Genomic DNA, 19743 nt, shown 5'->3' with positions numbered 1-19743 from the left:
TGCCAGAGGTGCAACGATTTCACGTTCAGCCTGTTCCTAAAGGAAAGGGATCCTCTGGTCGATTTCGATCTCTTCTGGAGATATTTGACATCTGTAAGCCAGCACATTCACACCTGCAGTACGAGCTCTTTCAAAAGCTTCTGCGTATTTCGGATCGATATCATCAGCCAAGCTGACTAGTTCCGCGTCGGTGCGTTGAACCAAGTAGAGCATCGTAGCGTCGTGACCCAAGGCCTTCATATCGATCAGTTCCGCCAGATGTTTAGTACCACGCGCAGTCACGCTGTCAGGGAACTCGGCTACTCCCGTATTTCTGGACAACGTGACTGACTTTACCTCCAGATAGTGATTTGGCCGGTCGGGTGCGGACAGCAAAAAATCAATACGGCTGTTTTGCCCATATTTGACTTCGGGTCTGACATCTGTGTAATCCGCGAACTCAGGGATTCCGTGTTCTCCTAGGTACTCTTTAAGTGCCCGGTTGGGCACTGACGTGTCTACGCCCGTGAAATGTCCCGTCTCATGTTCAATCAAGCGCCACCCGTACTTCAGCTTTTTCTTGGGGTCGTCGTTGGGTTCGAGCCAAATTCTGCTACCAGGGAGTGCGAGTCCCAGCATAGAGCCTGGGTTGGCGCAATGTGCAGTCACCTCAGTGCCATCCTCCAGCGTGGCATCTATAAGAAAACGTTTGTACCGTTGTACTAGGCGGGCGGGAACAAGAGGGGTTTGAAAGCGCATGCCACAGGCCTATACCTGCTTTATGCCACTGACAAGGAATGTGATTATGTCTAACCCCACTGCTGCGATGTTGGTGATCGGAGACGAAATACTGTCGGGTAGGACGCGCGATGCGAACATGCACTATCTTGCTGGCGAGTTGACAAAACATGGGATCACCTTGTCGGAAGTACGGATCGTCGCGGATAACGAAGATAAGATCGTTGAAGCGGTTCGACAGCTGTCTGTTTCGTACCAATGCGTTTTCACTTCTGGAGGAATAGGACCCACACACGATGATATTACATCGGATTGTGTGGCCAAAGCTTTTGGCCGTAAAATTGATGTTCGCGACGATGCGAGGGAACTGCTCCAAAAGCACTATGATGCCGCCGGAAAAGAATTCAACCATGCGCGCCAACGGATGGCACGTATTCCCAATGGGGCTTCTTTGATCGATAACCCGGTCTCTGTTGCACCCGGTTTCATACTAGAAAATGTCTATGTCATGGCAGGCGTGCCAAGTGTTTTTCAAGCAATGGTTGCCAGCGTTTTGCCCACTTTGACGGGCGGTGAGCCGCTGCTGAGCCAGACGCTTCGAGTTGATCTAGGTGAGGGCGAAATCGCAGGGCCTCTTGCGGAGCTTGCACAAAAGTTTTCCGATCTGTCTTTCGGCTCATATCCCTTTCAAGACAACGGGGCATATGGTGCAAATGTTGTCGTTCGCGGTACTGATGGTAGTCGCATTGATGCAGCCATGGCTGATCTCGTGGGGACCTTTGCGTGTTAGAGTTACCAAGCGCCGATACGCTTTTTGATGTTTTGGATGCGACTTGGCCAGCGGCGGCCATTCAGCGGAAGGGCGCATTCCTGATCCGAAACGGCAAAGGTGGAGGTAAAAGAGTTTCGGCTGCGACCAGTTTGAAGGACGCAGGCCTACAAGATGTGGTCATGGCTGAAACTGCGATGAGTAGCTTTTCGCAGGTCCCACTGTTTCAGTTGCGCGATGAAGAGACACTGTTGGATGACACGCTAAAGAAACGTGGTTATGAACTCGTCGATCCCGTAACAATGTATGTGATCCCAGCTATCGACCTTGCCGACCAAAGTCTGCCTAGGACCGCCGCGATCCCAGCTTGGGAGCCGCTTAAAATCATGGAAGAAATCTGGGCCGCAGGTGGGGTCGGGCCTGAGCGCTTGAACGTAATGCGGCGTGCTAAGGGCCCGAAAACAGGGTTTGTATCCCGGTGGAACGATAAGCCTGCTGGCGCAAGTTTTTTAGCGATGCATAGTGGTGTCGGTATGGTGCACGCACTTGAAATTCTATCCTCTCAGCGCCGACAGGGCATCGCAAAATTCTTGATGCGGCGTGCTGCGAAGTGGGTTCTGCAAAATGGCGGAACGCATTTGTCTGTCGTCTGCACCACAGCCAATGTGGGCGCAAACGCGCTATACACTTCCCTCAACATGTCTGTTGTGGGAAAATACCACTACAGGCTGAAGCCAGTACATCGGGGAGATTTGAAATGAGCGGTAAGGAAACACCCACGGCCCTAGACATACCTATTCTGGATCCCTTGCCGGTAGAGACACAGCGATATTTTGAGATTTGTCAGGAAAAACTGGGTCTGATCCCAAATGTCTTAAAGGCTTATGCGACGAATGAAGCCAAACTGACTGCCTTTACAGCGCTCTACAACGATTTGATGCTGGCCGACAGTGGTTTGTCCAAACTGGAACGGGAAATGATCGCAGTGGTGGTGAGTTCGATCAATAAATGCTTCTACTGCCTCGTAGCGCATGGAGCGGCGGTGCGCCAATTGTCCAATGACCCAATGTTGGGAGAGAAACTTGTGATGAATTGGCGTGTCGCTAATCTCGGCCTGCGTCAATACACGATGCTGGCGTTTGCGGAAAAAATGACCACCGCTTCCAGCACGATAGAAGAGGCTGATCGCAGCGCTCTACGAGATGCGGGGTTTGATGATCGCGACATTTGGGACATCGCCAATGTAGTCGGATTTTACAACATGTCTAACCGAGTCGCATCCGCAACCAATATGGTGCCAAATCAAGAGTACCACGCTCAATCACGATGAAGTTTGCTTGCGCTATAGGGATTGCTTTGTTTCCTTCTGTCAGTTGGGCTTTTGAACCACAATTGGGTTCTGGCGCCCAGCTGCTTGCAGTTGAGTCGGTCTCGAAAAATGTTCTTTCCATTCCGACAGGACCATATTCTCAAGACAGCATTCAAAGTATTTCACTGCGCGGAGACCTTCAACGCCGAAGCTGGCGTGTGTCCAGCGGTTTTACCAATACGACCGACACGGCGGCAGCTTTGATTTCACAGTTGGAGGCCGAAGGATTTGATGTTGTTTTCTCATGCGACAGTGTCGCTTGTGGTGGGTTCGATTTCCGATTTGGATTAGATGTTTTTTTACCGCCAAACATGTTTGTAGACCTGTCAGACTACCACTTCTTGTCCGCTCAAAGAGAGACCCCCGAGGGAAGCGAGGGAATTTGGGCACTGGTGAGCCGGACTGTTCAAGCAGGAATGGTTCAGATAAATACAGTTGCTCCGACAGGCGTTTCCGAAGAATTGGTTGATAAAGAAAAAGCTCTTCCTTCAGGTGCTCGCGCTGATCAAACGCCTGAGGCTTCTTCCGCAACCAACTCGAAAATAAATGAAAACGTCTCAACCTCTGCCATTCTGCGTTCTCAGGGACATATTGCGTTGTCTGATCTTGTGTTCGCAACTGGTTCATCGACGTTAACTCAGAAGACATTTGTTTCGTTACAGGATCTTTCTGATTTTTTGAACAATCACCCGGATCAACGCATTGCGCTTGTCGGACATACTGATACCGAGGGCGTACTCTCAAGCAATGTCAATTTGTCACAGAGACGAGCGGTTTCTGTTTTGGAACTGTTGGTTGATGAATACGGAGTTAAAAGATCGCAGGTTGAGGCCCATGGAGTCGGATATCTTGCGCCGGTTTCTTCCAATCAAACTGAAGAGGGCAGACAATCGAACAGGCGTGTAGAAGCTATACTACTGGCATCTAATAAAGGATGAGAAGCTTGGGACATGCCCGCTAGGTCAAAAAGTCAGAGCCCGTGCGCGAAACCCAGTGATCAACAGGTCTCTAAACGCTCTAATTCTTGCTGACGGCCAAAAATTGGGGTTCCCGACCACCCATCCAAATGTCTGCATAGGGTTGCGCTGAAAGCGCGTCCGAGTGTCTTGTCTTTGAAGCGAGCGAAGCATTTCAGTCTTTCCCTGCTCCATTTGTTCCGCTGTTTTTGCAACCCGTAGCGGTTCTTGTGTGGGCTTGTAACCGTTCAAAGAGTTCTAGATTTTGAGTAGATCCCGCGCGGGTAACGGGTCTAACGATAGTCGTGTAGCGAGGCGACAGAGCTTTTCTTGCATTAGCCAACGAACAATAGCGAACCAAGAACATTACTACCGTAAGATCGTCTAATGTGTGCCCATGCGTGAAAATTACCATCCCGTACATGTCATTACACGCGTTCGCCTGCCTCATGGATCGTTACTTTGATGCCATCAACCCAACGGCGACAAAAAATGATCTGTGCGTATCTAAAACTGACCGTGACCAATCCAGACGTTGAAGTTGGATGCCGTGGTAAGGCCGGTGACGCATTCGCGCGCTAGAGTGGGCTGGTGGCACAAGGGAGTGGCGAGGCGAGTGTGCTTTACGCGTACCCGATTTGCCCAGTCGCAGAGATATTCAGGTTTTGAGACATTGAAAATGCGAGGGGCTTGATGAGTGACCTCAAGTTTGCGGATTTTCACGAACTACGGCGTAGTTCAGGCGGTTCTGATAGTTTGTTGTTGGGGTAACTTTTCAAACAATGGAGCGTATTGCGCGTCATCTTTAGGTGCAATAGACTCGTTTCATGGCGATGTGCATACTCTACAAACCCTCACAGCTGACACGACCACGGTATTACCGCGTTGAGATTGCTATGAATCTTTTCGAAGAAGTTTCGGTGTTACGGGAGTGGGGCGTTTCTGGCGGAAAAGGTCGGTGTATGGTGAGTATATTCGGAAATCTAAGGGATGCATCCGTCGCTGCGGATAGTTTTAGATCGCGCGCTTTGAGCCGCGGGTACGCACGCGGCTAGTTTGCAAGTGTGGCAATCGTTGCCGCAAGCACTTGCAAACCCTTTACCAAATCAGCTTCTGACGTGTCTTCTTCAAATGCGTGGCTGATCCCATTGATTGACGGAACGAAGAGCATGCCTGCAGGCATTAGTCTCGCAACATTGGAGGCATCGTGCAGCGCCCCTGATGGCATCATGCTGTAGGCCCCTGGGGACAATTGTTTCGCGGCGTATTCCATAGCATTTTGGAAACGCGACGACATTTTTGTAGGTGGTATTGACCACTGTTCAATCAGCTCTACGGTCCCATGAAAATCTTCGGCGCAAGCAATACTTGTTTTGCGAACTTGTGCTTCCATTTCATCCAACCGCTTCGCAGATCCATCACGCCACTGTATCATAAACTCCGCTGTTCCGGGAACGACAGAGCTGGCCCCAGGATGAAGCCGCACATGGCCAATGGTCCAAACCGACTTGTCATCCGCAACGTCTTTTAGGGCTAGGTTGAGTGTTTGGTTAAAGGTCGAAAGCATCTGAAATGCGTCGGAACGCATTGACATTGGAGTTGTTCCAGCATGATTTTGCGCGCCATGAAAGACGATTTTTAGTTCCCGGATCCCCACAATCTCGGTGACAATGCCGATCGTCTGTTTGGCTTTATCCAGCCAAGGTCCTTGCTCAATATGCATCTCCAGATAACCAGTGAACTGTGCAGGATCGATCCACCCATTATCCAAATGTGTCATGGAGCCACGGGCTTTTGCGAGCGATACCCCATCCGTGTCAGTAATTTTGTCGGCCTCTTCCAGTGGTAGAAGTTGAGCCCAAATCGCGCTGCCCGTCGTGCCACCGAAACGGCCTTCTTCGTCTTGAAATGACACCACTGAAACTGGCGGTCCGCCGGTTTCTTGGTTGGCACGGGCAATTTCTAGAGCAGCAACAACACCCAGAGCGCCATCCAGCCACCCGCCCTCTGGCTGTGTATCAGAGTGAGATCCCAAAAGTAGGGAATGCTCTCCTGAGAGGCCCCACACAGAACCAACGGGATCAAAATGTGATTTTAATCCAGCTGCTTCAAATTGGGACGCCAACCACTCACGAGAGGCTATGTCTGCGTCGCTGTAAGCGCGCCGTTTTACTCCCTTGCCGACCCCTGATGCACCAAAAGATCTTAGGGTATGTAAGTCTTTCAAAAACCGTTCAGGGTTCAGCACAAAAACAGCCTTTCGGTAATGACGGGAGGTAGTTCTCAGAATTATGTTATCGAGACGACTAAGGGTAGTATTGTGTTTGGCGTATCAAGGCGTCGCATTCTGGTTGATACGTCATGCATTTGGTGGGTGTTTTGTATTTTGGCTTTTCCTTGCTCCGCTGGTTGTTTACGCATGAACAAAACACCAAGCAGAAGACCTTTTCATGCCTCATATTTCACTCGTACGCCACGGGCAGGCCAATACGCAAGCCAGAGATGAGACCAGTTACGATAAATTATCGCCACTTGGCCATCAGCAGGCTGTTTGGCTCGGAGAACACATGCGCGAAAGTGGCCAAACCTTCCAGCGTGTCTACTCAGGCAGTTTGCGTCGTCATAGGGAAACCGCTCAAAGTATGCGGGCTGATAGTTTTGCTGAGGTCGTCATAGACCCAAGACTGAATGAATTTTCTTACTTTGATTTGGCGCGTTTGATGGATGAGCAATATGGCTTGCAAGTGCCAAGTGATCGAGAAGGTTTTGTGAGCCACTTGCCCCAGGTGTTGCGTGCGTGGGAGCGCGGAAAAATTCACGGTGCTCCCGAGTCTTTCGAAGCGTTTGACACGCGAGTGAAGGCTGCTATCAAGGACATTTCAGCCGGGGATGGCCATGCTTTGGTGGTGACATCAGGTGGTTTGATCGGAGCTGTTTTGCGCCATACTCTCGATCTCGACGTCGATGGGTGGGCCAAAATGTGTTTGGCTATTCAGAACACGTCCGTCCATCGCTGGCAGAAGGTACTTGGTCAACCGCTGCTAACACAATTCAACTCAATTTCACATCTGGAGACGCCAGAACGGCATCACGCCCAAACGCACCTCTAGAAACGCAAGGTGTGTTGGTTGTGCGCAATGATGGCGGCGCGCAACTCCGGATTGGTTAAGCGTGATTGCTTTCAAAATCCTTGTGCACAAATTTGCAGTCACAATAAGGACATTCCACCCAGCCATGCTCACCTGGAATTTGCAGCCAAACTCGCGGATGACCTAAAGCTCCTTCACCGCCATCACAAGACACGCGGTAGCTGTCGACAACTTTTGTTTCTGGAGCTGCTAGGGTCATCATGAAAGTCCTTAGGCTATTGCAGGCGTGGCCTGATATCTGGCGGGTTCATAGGCGGTGGCGGTTGTAGTGCGTACCTTGTTTCGATAGAGGCGAATAATAGGGATTGCACGGCGAGGAGCAAGGGTAGCAATGGCGCAGAACGCAATCGAAATTCTTGGTTTGGAAAAGACATACTCAGGTGGGCGTGGAGAACCAAAGAAATGCGCCCTCAAGGGCATTAATCTGAACATTCCTGCAGGTAAGATTTTTGGCTTGTTGGGGCCAAACGGCGCAGGAAAGTCTACCATGATAAACATCATGGCGGGTTTGGTGACTAAAACAGCTGGACAAGTGCGCATTTGGGGATTCGATCAAGACGAAAACCCGCGTCAATCTCGGGCTGCGATCGGTGTCATGCCGCAAGAGCTCAACCTGGATCCTTTCTTCACACCTCGGGGGGCTTTGGAAGTTCAGGCAGGCCTGTACGGTGTGCCAAAATCTCAACGCCAAAGCGACGCGATCTTAGAAATGATCGGCCTGACCGACAAAGCCGACGCATATGCGCGGACATTGTCGGGCGGTATGCGGCGGCGCTTGCTTTTGGGCAAGGCTCTGGTTCATTCACCGCAAGTGCTGGTTTTGGACGAGCCGACCGCCGGTGTGGACATCGAATTGCGCCAGATGTTGTGGCGGAACGTCCGCCGTCTAAATCAAGAACAAGGGACAACGATCATCTTGACTACGCATTACCTCGAAGAAGCCGAGGAGATGTGTGATGAGATCGCGATCATCAATCAGGGCGCGTTGGTTGCAAGAGACAGCACCAGAAACCTATTGGGGCAAATTGACCGCAAGTGTATGGTGATCCAACCTGCGCGAGACGTCGAGAGATTGCCTGAAGCAGACGGGCTAACGGTTGAGAGAATAGCGGGCGGTGCCTTGGCTATCTCATATCAGACCGGCGACACTTCCGCCGAAGATGTGCTTAACGCAGTACGTGCTGCTGGGATCATCATCCAAGATGTCAAAACAGAGCAAGCGGATTTGGAAGACGTTTTTCTAGCGCTCACAAAATCGAAACACGCATAGCGAGCGCGACATCCAAACTTTCTCGCATCGGAAAGTGCAAACCAAACCACAGAAGCGTCAATCACTGAACAAATAGCTGGTTCGCGCGATTTCTCGTGCCTGATCCTCTGGGACGTGCAGAAACGACATGATGGCCTCAGTGTGTTCATCTTCGGAGGTGTTTTCCACCATTCGGATCATGTTCTCAAACCCTGCGTCACGAATACGATCGCTTTCGTTGAAAATGTCGCGCCGTATGGTGGGCAGAATTCTCGCCAATGTGTCAGCCGGCGTCTGATCCCCGGCCAATCCGATGCGAATAGCATGGCCATTCAAATATTGTTCCGAAAAATCGCATTGAATTTCCAACATGCGGGTAACAGAGCGATCATCAAAGAAGTCCTGCATCAGATCAAGCGCACTTGGATCTAGGCAAACAACAAGCCTGTTGGTGTCGTAATAGTCAAAAAGCATGCGCATTAGCGCGCGCCTGTGTCTGGTGCGCTTTCCCAAAGTTGACTGGATCCCACCAAGGTCTGGTAGTGGCGTACCTTCCTCATTGAACAAATAGGCGATCGTTGGAATATCTGTCACATTGCCAATTTTATCGAGTAACCGTTTGGCGACGTGCCATTTTTTACACACAAGCAGCATTAGTTCCCGGTCGCGCCCCAGCGTACTTTCTGTTTCCCAAAAACGGCTGGCAAATCGTTTGCCTTGTCGCCCTCGCCCCGTCAGAAATTTGAACAGGCTAGGTCCCTCAGCAGAAATCTGGAAATCCACGCCTTTCTCTGCGTAAAGCTGCCCGAGGCGGTCCTTAAGTTCGAGCGCGTCAGGGCTGATTTTGCGTGCAAAAAGATAATCTTGGCTCAGCAGCAGATCGTAGTGGTCATTGTAAAATGTGAGCGGCATTCCGTAGTCGGTAAACATCAAAAACGTTAGAGTTCGGGTGCGGATTTCATTAGTTGGAACGAGGTGGCGGACGAGCGTTTGAAAAAAGGTTTCATCTGGTATCCACGTGGTGCGGAAAAATCGCATTACGTCACGACGCTGTTTCGTCATATGCAAAACTGCTTCGACGGTTTGACGCCGCAGGCACCACCACTGGCTCCCGATCATCACTTGAAGGTCAGCTGGGATTTCGCGGGTCAATCCCAATTTTTTTTGTAGGTTGAACGCCGCATAGAAACGTCTTTTTTGCGTTCTCTCGTTGAACCAATGTCGATAAATTAACCGTTCGGCTTTCATGCCGGTCTTAATCCATTCGCTCTCAAAAAAGTCGAAACTTTCAATGAAGTCTACGTCGTTGTCGTCCAAAAACTTATGGATGTATTCCGACGATTTGATCACCATACAGTCGCCCGAAACCATGTAAAAATGAGACGCTCTAGGAAAGCGTTTTACAGCGGTTTCAACGGCATAGAGCGTGGCCTCGACCAGTGACCATTCTCCCCAACCGCATTTAATCCGTTTTTCAGCAAAGGCCACATTTTCATTGGCACCCAAGGCGGCTTGAAGCATTCGAAAATGCTCGGGGTTGGCGCGGGCATCAAAATGGATGGAGATATAGTCGCCGGTCGCTGTAAGACGTTCAGCTTGTTTGACGATCGCTTCGGGATCCTTGTGACACAGAAGAATATAAGCAATTCTCGCCATCTAGCTTCTTCATTCCCCACTTTGACGTTGTGTCATTATCCATTTAAAGATGAAAGTGCGTTGAATAAACAGGCTTTGTTTGGATTTTTTTGATACGCATTTAGATCGTGGCAAATGAGCTAGTCGCGGCGGCGATGGAGGCAGACTATGGGTTTTCCCGGCACTTGGATGACCGAGAGCGAAAGCGTTGTTTATCGGGTTGTCCCGAAATGCGCATGTTCGACCATTGGGCAGATCATGTTTTATTCGGATCATGGGACTTTCTATGATGGGGATATACACGACGCCAAAGGTGGCATGCACAAGTGGGCGCTGGAAGAAAGTCATCAGCCCATCACTGACAATGTACGGGAGCACAGCTCTTATGCATTTACCTGCGTGCGCAATCCCTACACTCGCATTCTCTCATCGTTCTTCGACAAAATTTGCGGGATTCAGCGTAATGGAAAACGTTACCGCGGCAACTTGGTGCCCATGCTGATCCAAAAATATGGGATCGAAGTTGGAGGCGATGATGGCAAACAAGAGTTTGACCAAATTCAAAGTTTTCGCCGATTCTTATTGTTCACGCGTGATACCATTCGTTGGCGCCGCCCCATGGACCCGGATATTCACTGGTCTGCGATGTCGGGCCATGTATCTACGTTCATTGTGAATGGTGGCTCCTACGACAAGATCTTTTGGACAGAGCAGTTCAACGACGGGATGCAGCAAGTGCTCGACAGTGTCGAGACGCCACATGCTATCGATCTTGCAAAAATTCCACGGTTCAATGAATCTGAAGGACATGGTCCCAAACGGGCGCATCCGGTTGAAGACTACTTTGATGATCTCTCGATGCACCTTGTTTATGAAATTTACAAACGGGATTTTCACCTTTTCAAATATGATTTTGAAAACCCGGGAAACAAAATGCCGATTGGTGAAATCGACCTAGATGAAGTTCACGCTAAGCTGGGTGACTGACCAGAAGCTTGGTCAGTCTTTTGTTTATGTCTTGGGATCTTCGTGAAAGGACGCACTGTCATCCGGTGCCTCTGAGCGCTCAGTGAGCCCATAGTCACGCGACACATTTGCGACGCGAAGCCTATAGTCTGAGAAAATAGCACGCCGCCCTTGCTGTTGCGCAAATCGGTGATCAGCAGACTGTCGCCATTGCATCACAGCATCTTCCGACAAGAAGAACGACAGAGACACCAGCTTGTCTGGCTGTGTGACGCTTTGAAATCTCTCGACCGAAATGAAACCTTCGATTTCGCTTAAAGTAGAGATCAGGGACGCGGCAACTGACAGATACGCTTCGCGCATGCCCTCTTTGAGTTCGACTTCAAAAATCACCGCAATCATGATAAATCGCCATGTGGGGCTGAAGCCAGTTTGAGCCAAGACCGTTCCTCTCGCAGTAGAAACTTCTCGCTTTGAGCAAACTCATAGTTTTGCCGACCAAGTGGGTCTTGGGCCAAACGCGCTCGGTAATTTTCGTAGTCGGCTAGGCTTTTGACGTTGTAGATCCCATACGCCAAGCATGTGGAGCCTTCGTGAGGGGCAAAATAGCCGACCAAATCCGCTCCGCAGCGGGGAATGGCTTGCCCCCAGTTTCGTGCGTACTGCTCGAACTGTGATTTCTTGGTTGGGTCAATTCGATATTGGATGATGCATGTCAGCATATTGGTCTCCTTCGGTAACGAGGAGACACATAGCGGGTTGTCTGTGTGTAATGCTTCGGTCATGGTCGAAGTATGAAATCCGGCCCTGATATAGCACGTATTGCGTCTTTGATTGGCGACCCGGCGCGCGCCAATGTTCTAACAGCCTTAATGAGCGGCAAGGCGTTGACCGCGACGGAGCTGGCCAATGAGGCGGGTGTTATGCCGCAAACGGTTTCGTCACATCTGTCGCGATTGGAAGCGGGCAAATTGATCGTGTCACGGAAATCTGGGCGGCATAAATACTATACACTTGCTGATGATGAAGTGGCCATGGTGCTCGAAACGCTCATGGGATTTGCGGCGCATGTTGGTCACTTGCGCACAAGAACCGGACCCAAAGAGGTGGCGCTGCGCAAAGCACGTGTGTGCTACAATCACTTGGCTGGTGATATGGGCGTGCAGATGTATCAATCTATGACTGCGGGTGGGTTCTTGATGAAAAACGATGGCACACTAAGCCTCACCGAAGAGGGGAGGTGGTTTCTCGCAGCAATGAATTTAGACGTTTCGACCTTGCCAAAGTCGCGTGCCCCGATGTGCCGTGAGTGCTTGGATTGGTCTGAACGCAAATCACATTTGGCCGGAAAGTTGGGCCGTGCGTTGCTCTCTCATTTTTTGGAGAGCGGCTGGGCGTGTCGCGTTTCTGACTCCCGCATTGTTGAGTTCACGGCCTCAGGTGAACGCAAGTTTTCAAAGCTCTTTGGCTAACTGAAGCTCGGGTGGAAACCCACCGTTTCCCTGTTTCCACACCGAAAACGATCTAAGCAAAACCCCGATATTGTCCGGCCTCTGCCCTTATCCTGCCTGATTTCACCGTCATTTATTGTGTCCAAGGAAGAAACTAGAGGACGATAAAATGGACCGCCTGACCGAAATGGAAGCATTTGCCACCGTGGTGGATCAGGGTGGATTTACAGATGCAGCCAAGAAAATGGGCATCTCAAAATCCGCCGTTTCCAAACATGTGTCCTCTCTTGAGGCGCGCCTTGGCGCACGTTTGTTGAACCGAACAACACGACGTGTGTCGCCAACAGAGATTGGCCTCGCCTATTACGATCGTGCTCGCCGCGTGCTCAATGATGCTGGAGAAGCAGATGCGCTTGTCACGTCCATGCAATCGGCACCCTCAGGATTGTTGCGTATCTCGGTGGCCACGGATTTTGGTGTCAACCACCTGTCACCGGTCTTAGGTGAGTTCCTTAGCGAATTCCCAGATATTACAGTGAACATGGTGTTGAACAATCGTTATGTGGAGTTGATCTCCGAAGGTTTCGATATGGCCATTCGCATTGGGGAGCTCGAAGACAGCACCCTGCGGGCGCGCAAGTTAACGGAAACCACAAAGCGGATGATCGCCTCGCCTGCTTACTTTGAGAAATATGGTCGCCCCGAAAAGATTGACGACCTGAACCACCACAAACTTCTGCACTATTCCAGCCAATCCAACGGGGCCGTTTGGAAGTTGACCGCACCGTCGGGTGAAAAACGTCAGGTGCGTACCGCGGGCTGGTTGTCTGTGAACGATGGACAATCTTTGCTGAATGCGGCGCAAGCTGGGCTGGGAATCGCGTATCTACCGAGCTTTCTTTATGCAGACGCGTTGGATCAGGGTTTGGTGCAAGAGGCGATCCCTGATCTTCCAGTTGAAACCCAAGGCATCTATGCGGTGTATCCGCCCGGTCGGTTCACGCAACCCAAGGTGCGCGCGTTCATCGACTTCTTGGTGCATGCTTTTGCCGACAAAGGTCCAACCGCTTGGTAAATCAAAACGTTCCCTAATTTTCCCTGGCTTTCCCTGAAAGCAACTTTGGCCCGGCAGTTTTGTCGGGCCTTTTTTCATGTCAGAGAGGAGCGCTTTCGCGCTACTCTCATTGTGATGTGGTGTCGGCTTAAAGCGAGGCTGCCAGCCGGGTGCCCTGGTTGATCGCGCGCTTTGCGTCCAGTTCAGCTGCGACATCTGCACCGCCGATTACGTGGCAAGTGACACCTTCTGTTTCCAGGGAGTCTGCTAAGCTCCGATTTGGCAACTGGCCTGCGCAGATCACAATGTTGTCGACTGCGATCACCCGTGGATTTTCGCGCGCCTCTCCAAAGGAGATGTGCAGCCCATCGTCATCGATTTTCTCATAGTTTACGCCGCCTAACATCTCGACATTTTTCATCTTGAGCGCCGCGCGGTGAATCCATCCAGTGGTTTTGCCAAGCCCCTTGCCAAGTGCCTTGGCTTTGCGTTGCATCAGCGTCACTTGACGGGCGGGGGCGTGTGGTTGTGGCCCGTCAGGCGCTAGCCCACCGCGGTGCACGGAAGGGTCGCTCACGCCCCATTCCTGCATCCATTCTGGCAGGTTCTCAGTCAGGCTGTCACCTTCGTGAACCAGGAACTCGGAAACATCAAACCCAATTCCTCCAGCGCCTATGACAGCAACTTTCTGACCTACTGGTTTCTTGTCGCGCAGCACGTCGAGATAGCTGAGTACCTCAGGCCGATCTTGTCCTGGAATGCCTGGATCGCGCGGCATAATGCCAGTGGCTATGATGACGTCATCATAGCCACTGAGGATGTCTACAGTGGCTTCGGTACTGAGTTTCACGTTGATGCCGAGATCATCGATCATTACTTTATACCAATCCACCAACCCCCAGAATTCTTCCTTGCCAGGGATCTGTTTGGCCACATTCAACTGTCCGCCAAGTTGCGATGCACGGTCAATCAATGTGACTTTGTGGCCGCGCTGTGCAGCGGTCATTGCTGCCGCAAGACCAGCCGGACCTGCGCCCACCACAGCGATGGATTTCACATCTTTTGTTGCAAGGATTGGCAACTCCGTTTCGTGGCAAGCTCTTGGATTCACAAGACAAGACGTGAGTTTCCCACCGAATGTATGATCCAGGCAGGCCTGATTACATCCAATGCATGGGGCGATCTGATCGCCTTTGCCGTCAGCTGCTTTTGCCACAAAATCCGCGTCCGCAAGAAACGGCCGCGCCATGGAAATCATATCCGCGCAGCCTTCCGCCAGCACCTCTTCGGCCACGCCCGGTGTGTTGATGCGGTTGGAGGTGATCACAGGGATGCTGACCTTGCCCATGAGCTTTTTGGTGACCCAGGCAAAAGCACGGCGGGGCACCGAAGTGGCGATGGTCGGGATGCGCGCTTCATGCCAGCCGATGCCGGTGTTGATGATGGTTGCGCCTGCTTTTTCAACGGCTTGTGCAAGCTGTACCACCTCGTCGTGGGTGGAACCATTGGGCACCAGATCGATCATCGACAAACGATAGATGATGATGAAGTCTTCGCCCACTGCCTCGCGACATCGGCGCACCACCTCGATCGGCAAACGGATGCGGTTTTCATACGATCCGCCCCAACGGTCGGTGCGCTTGTTGGTGTGGGTGACGATGAACTGGTTGAGGAAATACCCCTCGCTGCCCATGATCTCCACACCGTCATATCCGGCTTCGCGCGCTCGAACAGTGGCTGTTACAAAGTCTTGAATTTGTTTCTCAATTCCCTCTTCATCCAATTCCTTTGGTGGAAATGGCGAGATCGGGGATTTGATCGCAGAGGCTGAGACACATTCTGGTCCATAGGCGTAACGACCGGCGTGCAAAATTTGCATTGCGATCTTGCCACCACCTTCGTGAACGCGGTCTGTGACCACCTTGTGGTTGGCGATATCATCGTCGGAAAACAGCCCTGCTGCGCCTGGAAAAACACCGCCCTCCCGGCTTGGTGCCATGCCGCCGGTCACGATCAAAGCCACACCACCACGGGCGCGTTCGCCGTAGAACTCGGCGACACGGTTCCAGTCCTTGGTCTCCTCAAGGCCTGTGTGCATCGAGCCCATCAGGACACGGTTCTTCAGTGTGGTGAAACCCAAATCAAGCGGGGCCAACATGTGCGGATAATTGGTCATAGGTGCCTCCAATGGTGCCTCCTCATTTCAGGTTGACCAAAACGTAAAGTACACCCAAAGTCACGCTCGACGCGGCGTCAAAACCGCAGAGCGAACCTGATGCCGTTGCGTTCATTTGGGCAGATTAACCCTCGATCTTGGTGTCGGTATCACGTCGGTATTGCGACTGTTTTACGGAGGTGCGCTATGTCGACCGCGTCTCAGGTGTAAACGCACCGACCGTTGCGTGTCCTTGCCGACTGGCGCCAAATATCTCGGGTATGGCCCTGAAAGCTAGAGGCGCAGGTGCGGGCAGCGCCCTCAGGCTCAGCTGTGCTGAGCCATGCCCAACACCGGTCAAGCAGCTGCGCTGCGCCCGACCCGGTGGCGGGAGAGCCCCGCCGGGTCGTTAGACCTCTTCGACCGCCATCACACCTTCAACCGACTTCAACGCGCTCTTGATCTGGGGATTCACTGGGAAGCCTGCGCCTGCGTCAATCTCGACCTCACCGGGCAGTTCCATATTGGTGAGGCAGAACATCACCGGGCCTTTGGGCATCTTCTGCATGCTCTCTTTGGCGCCTTCCAGAATATTGGCCACCAGCCCCACCGCGCGTGCGTCATCCACATAGATTTTCAGACCGGAGACACCCGCATCTGCCACAATCGTGTCCACCGGGGTCATGCTTTGTGCCAAAAGCTTAAGCTGGTCACTTTCCATCTCTGCTTTCACGGTCACCACAACTTTGGAGCCTGTTTCCAGATGCTCGCGGCATTTCTCCAATGTGTCTGAGAAAATGGTCACCTCATAAGCGCCGGTCGGATCTGAGAGCTGGGCAAAGGCAAAGCGGTTGCCGCGCGCAGATTTGCGTTCTTGCCGGCCTGACACCCGTCCGGCCAGCTTGGCGATGCACGGCCCGCCGCGCGCTTTGTCGGTCAGCTCGTCCAGCGTCAGAACGCCTTTGCGTTTCAGCGGCGCCATGTAGTCTTCCAGCGGGTGGCCCGACAAGAAAAAGCCAATTGCCTTGGCCTCTTCATCAAGTCGTTCTGCCTGAAGCCAGTCGCCCGCAGGTGACAGGCGCGGCTCTGGCAAATCGTCCCCCGCCTCACCAAACAACGACACTTGGTTGGAACTCTTTTGATCGTGGATCGCCGCAGAGTAATTCACCAAGCCATCCAGACTCTCCATCACCCGGCGACGGTTGCCATCAAGTTGGTCAAACGCCCCTGAGCGCGCCAGCATTTCCAGTGGACGTTTGCCCACACGTTTCAAATCCACGCGGCGGGCCATGTCAAACAACGTGGCAAAAGGTTTGTCGGCGCCATCCACTTTGCGTCCATCGGTTATCAGGCGCATCGCCTCCAATCCGACGTTTTTCAGCGCGCCCAACGCGTAAACCAACGCGCCATCCACAACTTTGAACGTCGCATCAGAGCGGTTCACACAGGGCGGCACATACGGCAGCTTCAGCGCCTTTTTCACTTCCTCAAAATAGATCGCCAGCTTGTCGGTGAGGTGAATATCACAGTTCATCACCCCGGCCATAAACTCCACAGGGTGGTTGGCCTTCAGCCAGCCGGTTTGATAGCTGACCACCGCATAGGCCGCGGCGTGAGATTTGTTAAAGCCGTAGTTGGCAAATTTCTCCAGAAGGTCAAACACCTCACTGGCTTTCTTGGCTGGCACACCGTTTTCGGCTGCGCCCTTTTCAAATTTGGGGCGCTCGGCGTCCATCGCCTCTTTGATCTTCTTACCCATCGCGCGACGCAACAGGTCGGCCCCACCAAGCGAGTAGCCGGCCATGACCTGTGCGATCTGCATTACCTGTTCCTGATAGACGATGATGCCTTGGGTTTCCTCAAGGATATGGTCGATCAGCGGGTGCACGGATTGAATTTCTTTGAGGCCGTTTTTCACCTCACAATAGGTTGGGATGTTCTCCATCGGGCCTGGGCGATAGAGCGCCACAAGTGCCACGATGTCCTCAATACAGGTCGGCTTCATACGCTTGAGCGCATCCATCATGCCGGTGGATTCCACCTGAAACACCGCGACGGTTTTGGCGGCGGAGTAGAGCTTGTAGGTCGGCTCATCATCCAGCGGGATGGCGTTGATCTGGTTCTCGGCCCCTTCGGCGGGCTCATACAGCTGTGTGCCATCCGCGGCGATATGCAACGGGCGGCCTGTGCTGTGGATTTGTTCAATGGCGTTTTGAATGACGGTGAGGGTTTTCAGACCCAGAAAGTCAAACTTCACCAAACCCGCTTGCTCGACCCATTTCATATTGAACTGGGTGGCCGGCATATCAGAGCGCGGGTCTTGATAGAGCGGCACCAAAGCATCTAGCGGGCGGTCCCCGATCACCACGCCAGCCGCGTGGGTCGAGGCGTTGCGCAACAGCCCTTCGACTTGTTGGCCATAGGTCAGAAGTCGGTCGACCACTTCTTCGTTTTTGGCCTCTTCGCGCAGACGTGGCTCTTCTTTCAGGCTGTCAGCGATCGACATGGGTTTTACGCCTTCTACCGGGATCAGTTTCGACAGCCGATCCACCTGCCCATAAGGCATCTGCAACACGCGCCCGATGTCGCGCACGGCAGCCTTGGACAGAAGCGCACCAAAGGTGATGATTTGGCCAACTTTGTCGCGGCCGTATTTCTCCTGCACGTATTTGATCACCTCTTCACGGCGATCCATGCAGAAGTCGATGTCAAAGTCAGGCATCGATACCCGTTCCGGGTTCAAAAACCGCTCAAACAGCAGCGAGTAGCGCAATGGGTCTAGGTCGGTGATGGTCAGTGCATAGGCCACCAGTGACCCGGCCCCAGACCCCCGGCCCGGACCGACCGGGATGTCCTGATCTTTGCCCCATTGGATAAAGTCGGCAACAATCAGAAAATAACCGGGGAAGCCCATGCCCTCGATGATGTCCAGCTCAAAGTCCAGCCGCGCTTGGTAGTCTTCCACGCTGACCGCATGCGGGATCACCGCAAGACGTTTTTGCAAACCTTCGTTGGCGATGCGGCGCAGCTCCGCCACCTCGTCATCTGCAAATTTCGGCAGGATCGGATCGCGGCGATAGGTGGCAAAGGCACAGCGTTTGGCAATCTCTACGGTGTTCTCAATCGCCTCAGGCAGATCGGCAAACAGCGTGATCATTTCTTCCGGTGACTTGAAGTAATGCTGCGGCGTCAGGCGGCGGCGCCCGTCCTGTTGATCAACATAGGCGCCCTCAGAGATACAAATCAGCGCATCATGGGCTTCATACATATCTGTGGTGGGGAAATAGACGTCATTGGTGGCCACCAAAGGGATGTCCATGGCATAGGCCATCTCAACAAAGCCGCGCTCGGTCAGCCGTTCGGCGTCCGGTTTGCCATCCTCACCGGGATGGCGCTGAAGCTCGACATACAGGCGGTCGGCAAAGATCGTTTGAAAACGGCTCATCATGGCCTGTGCGGCGTCACGCTGCCCGTCGCGCATCAGGCGGCCCATTGGTCCGTCCGGCCCGCCGGTCAAACAGATCAACCCGTCTGAGCGTTGTGCAAGCTCTTCCAATGTGACCTGAGGCAGCTGGTCACCCTTGTCCACATACAGACACGACGACAGTTTCATCAGGTTTTCATAACCCGTCTCATTTTGGCTCAAGAGCACGATGGGCGCAGGTTTGGGCACGGCTGTGCGCCCGGTTGGGTCGTCATGTGGCATCTGCAGATCCACCTGACAGCCGACAATGGGCTGAATGCCCGCGTCTTGCGCTGTGACCGAGAACTCCAAGGCCGCAAACAGGCTGTTGGTGTCGGTCATTGCGACTGCCGGCATGCCCATGCTGGTGCACAGGCCAGGCAGTTTCTTGGCGCGCACCGCCCCCTCAAGCAGAGAGTATTCGGTATGGACGCGCAGGTGAATGAATCGGGGATCAGTGCTCATGGCTGCAAGCTATCTCAGCGTACCCCAAGAGAAAACGACAGACTTCATTTGGCGCGAAATATTGCGGGGGAGGCACATCAAAGATGTGTCGGGGGCAGCGCCCCTCAGGCTCAGCGCAGCTGAGCCACCGAAACACGCAACTCAGTAGTGTGGTGGGCGCTCATCCCCCATCACCACAGCGCCGCCACCATCGGTGTCACGGCCGGCTTCGCGTTCCATCAACATCTGGACCCGGCGTGTCAGCACAGCAATCTCAGCGTCTTGGCGCGCAACCACGTCGCTGAGGTCTTCCACTGTACGGGTCAGGTGGGCGATTTTTTCTTCGAGGTGTTCCATGTAGGCGGC

Annotated in this window: 19 protein-coding genes; 10 read left to right on the top strand and 9 right to left on the bottom strand. The window is 52.7% G+C overall.

What is annotated here, in order from left to right:
* Window positions 1–36 precede the first annotated feature (36 nt).
* Window positions 37–738, bottom strand: coding sequence for a DNA/RNA nuclease SfsA (gene sfsA, locus ABWV47_RS15595; RefSeq protein ID WP_353313434.1), 702 nt, complete (start codon window positions 736–738; stop codon window positions 37–39).
* Between the two features lie 46 nt (window positions 739–784).
* On the opposite strand from sfsA, the gene ABWV47_RS15590 reads away from it, so the two are divergent.
* The 5 genes from ABWV47_RS15590 (at window position 785) to ABWV47_RS15570 (ending at window position 4866) form a co-directional block, all read left to right on the top strand.
* Window positions 785–1507, top strand: coding sequence for a competence/damage-inducible protein A (locus tag ABWV47_RS15590; RefSeq protein WP_353313432.1), 723 nt, complete (start codon window positions 785–787; stop codon window positions 1505–1507).
* Window positions 1501–2247, top strand: coding sequence for a GNAT family N-acetyltransferase (locus ABWV47_RS15585; protein ID WP_353313430.1), 747 nt, complete (start codon window positions 1501–1503; stop codon window positions 2245–2247). The genes ABWV47_RS15590 and ABWV47_RS15585 overlap by 7 nt, the downstream gene beginning before the upstream one ends.
* Complete coding sequence (locus tag ABWV47_RS15580; protein ID WP_353313428.1) at window positions 2244–2816, top strand: peroxidase-related enzyme; 573 nt, start codon at window positions 2244–2246, stop codon at window positions 2814–2816. The genes ABWV47_RS15585 and ABWV47_RS15580 overlap by 4 nt, the downstream gene beginning before the upstream one ends.
* Complete coding sequence (locus tag ABWV47_RS15575; RefSeq protein WP_353313426.1) at window positions 2813–3793, top strand: OmpA family protein; 981 nt, start codon at window positions 2813–2815, stop codon at window positions 3791–3793. Before ABWV47_RS15580 ends, ABWV47_RS15575 begins: the two co-directional genes overlap by 4 nt.
* Before the next feature lie 845 nt (window positions 3794–4638).
* On the top strand, window positions 4639–4866 hold the full coding sequence (locus ABWV47_RS15570) for a WGR domain-containing protein (RefSeq protein WP_353313425.1): 228 nt from the start codon (window positions 4639–4641) through the stop codon (window positions 4864–4866).
* On the opposite strand, the gene ABWV47_RS15565 is transcribed toward ABWV47_RS15570, so the two are convergent.
* On the bottom strand, window positions 4863–6059 hold the full coding sequence (locus ABWV47_RS15565; protein WP_353313423.1) for a hydantoinase/carbamoylase family amidase: 1197 nt from the start codon (window positions 6057–6059) through the stop codon (window positions 4863–4865). The genes ABWV47_RS15570 and ABWV47_RS15565 overlap by 4 nt on opposite strands.
* A gap of 202 nt (window positions 6060–6261) precedes the next feature.
* Here ABWV47_RS15565 and ABWV47_RS15560 point away from each other — a divergent pair, with 202 nt between their 5' ends.
* Entirely contained in the window at window positions 6262–6921 is a 660-nt protein-coding gene (locus ABWV47_RS15560; RefSeq protein WP_353313421.1) for a histidine phosphatase family protein, read from the top strand.
* Between the two features lie 55 nt (window positions 6922–6976).
* Here ABWV47_RS15560 and ABWV47_RS15555 read toward each other — a convergent pair whose 3' ends face one another.
* On the bottom strand, window positions 6977–7159 hold the full coding sequence (locus tag ABWV47_RS15555; protein WP_353313906.1) for a zinc-finger domain-containing protein: 183 nt from the start codon (window positions 7157–7159) through the stop codon (window positions 6977–6979).
* Window positions 7160–7291: 132 nt separating this feature from the next.
* On the opposite strand from ABWV47_RS15555, the gene ABWV47_RS15550 reads away from it, so the two are divergent.
* On the top strand, window positions 7292–8230 hold the full coding sequence (locus ABWV47_RS15550) for an ABC transporter ATP-binding protein (RefSeq protein WP_353313419.1): 939 nt from the start codon (window positions 7292–7294) through the stop codon (window positions 8228–8230).
* 57 nt (window positions 8231–8287) lie between these two features.
* Here the strand turns inward: ABWV47_RS15550 and ABWV47_RS15545 are convergent, their stop codons facing one another.
* Entirely contained in the window at window positions 8288–9865 is a 1578-nt protein-coding gene (locus tag ABWV47_RS15545; RefSeq protein ID WP_353313417.1) for a DUF5928 domain-containing protein, read from the bottom strand.
* Window positions 9866–10012: 147 nt separating this feature from the next.
* Here ABWV47_RS15545 and ABWV47_RS15540 point away from each other — a divergent pair, with 147 nt between their 5' ends.
* The gene (locus ABWV47_RS15540; protein ID WP_353313415.1) at window positions 10013–10831 is read left to right on the top strand and encodes a sulfotransferase family protein; all 819 of its coding nucleotides are present in this window, start codon (window positions 10013–10015) and stop codon (window positions 10829–10831) included.
* 24 nt (window positions 10832–10855) lie between these two features.
* On the opposite strand, the gene ABWV47_RS15535 is transcribed toward ABWV47_RS15540, so the two are convergent.
* A complete protein-coding gene (locus tag ABWV47_RS15535) occupies window positions 10856–11212 on the bottom strand; it encodes an antibiotic biosynthesis monooxygenase family protein (protein ID WP_353313413.1) in 357 nt (118 codons plus the stop codon).
* The gene (locus tag ABWV47_RS15530) at window positions 11209–11532 is read right to left on the bottom strand and encodes an NIPSNAP family protein (protein ID WP_353313411.1); all 324 of its coding nucleotides are present in this window, start codon (window positions 11530–11532) and stop codon (window positions 11209–11211) included. Before ABWV47_RS15530 ends, ABWV47_RS15535 begins: the two co-directional genes overlap by 4 nt.
* A 72-nt stretch (window positions 11533–11604) precedes the next feature.
* On the opposite strand from ABWV47_RS15530, the gene ABWV47_RS15525 reads away from it, so the two are divergent.
* A complete protein-coding gene (locus tag ABWV47_RS15525) occupies window positions 11605–12282 on the top strand; it encodes an ArsR/SmtB family transcription factor (RefSeq protein ID WP_353313409.1) in 678 nt (225 codons plus the stop codon).
* A 148-nt stretch (window positions 12283–12430) separates the two neighbouring features.
* Window positions 12431–13336: a LysR family transcriptional regulator gene (locus tag ABWV47_RS15520; protein ID WP_353313407.1), complete on the top strand. Its 906-nt coding sequence runs from the start codon at window positions 12431–12433 to the stop codon at window positions 13334–13336.
* Between the two features lie 127 nt (window positions 13337–13463).
* Here the strand turns inward: ABWV47_RS15520 and ABWV47_RS15515 are convergent, their stop codons facing one another.
* From ABWV47_RS15515 to ABWV47_RS15505, 3 genes are all read right to left on the bottom strand, one after another.
* Window positions 13464–15491 (bottom strand): FAD-dependent oxidoreductase, encoded by a 2028-nt coding sequence (locus ABWV47_RS15515; RefSeq protein ID WP_353313405.1) that lies wholly within the window; start codon window positions 15489–15491, stop codon window positions 13464–13466.
* A 388-nt stretch (window positions 15492–15879) separates the two neighbouring features.
* The gene (gene dnaE / locus ABWV47_RS15510; protein WP_353313403.1) at window positions 15880–19398 is read right to left on the bottom strand and encodes a DNA polymerase III subunit alpha; all 3519 of its coding nucleotides are present in this window, start codon (window positions 19396–19398) and stop codon (window positions 15880–15882) included.
* 141 nt (window positions 19399–19539) lie between these two features.
* A complete protein-coding gene (locus ABWV47_RS15505; RefSeq protein ID WP_353313401.1) occupies window positions 19540–19734 on the bottom strand; it encodes a SlyX family protein in 195 nt (64 codons plus the stop codon).
* Between the last annotated feature and the right edge of the window lie 9 nt (window positions 19735–19743).

This window comes from Shimia sp. NS0008-38b, assembly GCF_040370365.1.
In the GTDB taxonomy this organism is placed as follows: domain Bacteria; phylum Pseudomonadota; class Alphaproteobacteria; order Rhodobacterales; family Rhodobacteraceae; genus Shimia.
Note: the sequence above shows the minus strand (reverse complement) of the source record. Positions and strands in the feature narration are given on the sequence as shown.